This is a genomic window from Paenirhizobium naphthalenivorans (assembly GCF_007992095.1).
Taxonomy (GTDB): Bacteria; Pseudomonadota; Alphaproteobacteria; order Rhizobiales; family Rhizobiaceae; genus Allorhizobium; species Allorhizobium naphthalenivorans.
Window position 1 is genome coordinate 1 of the sequence record NZ_BJZP01000104.1, and the last position, 1,176, is coordinate 1,176.

The window sequence follows — 1,176 nt, forward strand, 5'->3', positions numbered from 1 at the left end:
AACGGTGTTAGGCAGCAAGTTGTTTTGTGATGTGTTCGCGCATTTTTGCGTTTAGGATGACGACGATCTTTCGGATGACAGCGACGATGGCGAGTTTTCCGGGCTTTCCCCTGTTTCGCAGGTTTGCATTGAAAGCCTTGATGGCTGGCTCGAAACGGATCGCTGAAAGAGCGGCAACGTAGAGAGCGTCGCGAATGGGTCTTCGGCCTCCGGCGATCATACGTTTGCCGCGCATCTGTCCGCTGTCGCGGTTGAGTGGTGCGACACCGACGAGCTTTGCGATCTGGCCCTTTTCGATGAGGCCCAGTTCCGGCAGATCGGCGAGCAGGAAGCAGGCAGTGCGCAGACCAATGCCCTTGAGCGACATGAGGACTTCGGCCTTTGCGGCGAGTTCGGCATCGTTCTCGATACAGGCGGTCATTTCATCGACAACCGTCTGTCGTTGTGCACCGAGGAAGCACAGCGTCTCCTCTATCCAGTCTCTTGAGCGGGTGTCGTCCGCATCGCCAGTCAACTTTTCCCGGCGGTTCTTCTCCTGAACGATCATGTGCGAGAGCTGCCTGTAGCGCAGGACGAGTTGCGCCAGAAGAACCGACGTTCCAGATCGCTCGGGCAGAACCCGCGTTTGCATGCGGCGGCCGTAGTCGGCCAGAACGAAGGCGTCGATGCTGTCGGTCTTGGAGAGCTGGCCGCAGGCTTTCGCGAACTGCCTCACCTGCCGGGCATTCACCTTGGCGACGGGCAGTCCTGCTGCCTGCAGCGCCGTCACGGCAAGGCGCTCATAGCCACCGGTCGGCTCCAGGATCAAGCGCTCTATCATTGGAACAGACGTCAGGAACGCGACGAGGCTGGCACAACCCTCGGCCGTGTTGGGGAAGCTTGCCCGTTTCTCATCGGGCAGAAGGCAGGCGTCCAGTGACGATTTGGATATGTCGAGGCCCACAAAGCGGGTAGTATAAGCCATAGGCTTGGTCTCCCTTATACGCGAGCGCGATGCTCTCTCAACGGTTCGACGAAGCCTCAGGACGCACAAAGGGTTCTGCTTTTTTACGAACGAAAGTTCAGGCCCGGCATGGACCAACCGCTTCGTGCGCCGTCATCGCGGTGTTGCAACCACCACAATGACAAAAGAGGCCAGAACATCATAACCGATGTCCCGGCCTCGCAATGTATAAG

The 1,176-nt window shown here is 58.4% G+C and carries 1 protein-coding gene; it reads right to left on the bottom strand.

What is annotated here, in order from left to right; translation table 11 throughout:
- Positions 1 to 7: 7 nt before the first annotated feature.
- On the bottom strand, positions 8 to 964 hold the full coding sequence (locus tag RNA01_RS23345) for an IS110 family RNA-guided transposase (RefSeq protein ID WP_210245813.1): 957 nt from the start codon (positions 962 to 964) through the stop codon (positions 8 to 10).
- Positions 965 to 1,176 lie beyond the last annotated feature (212 nt).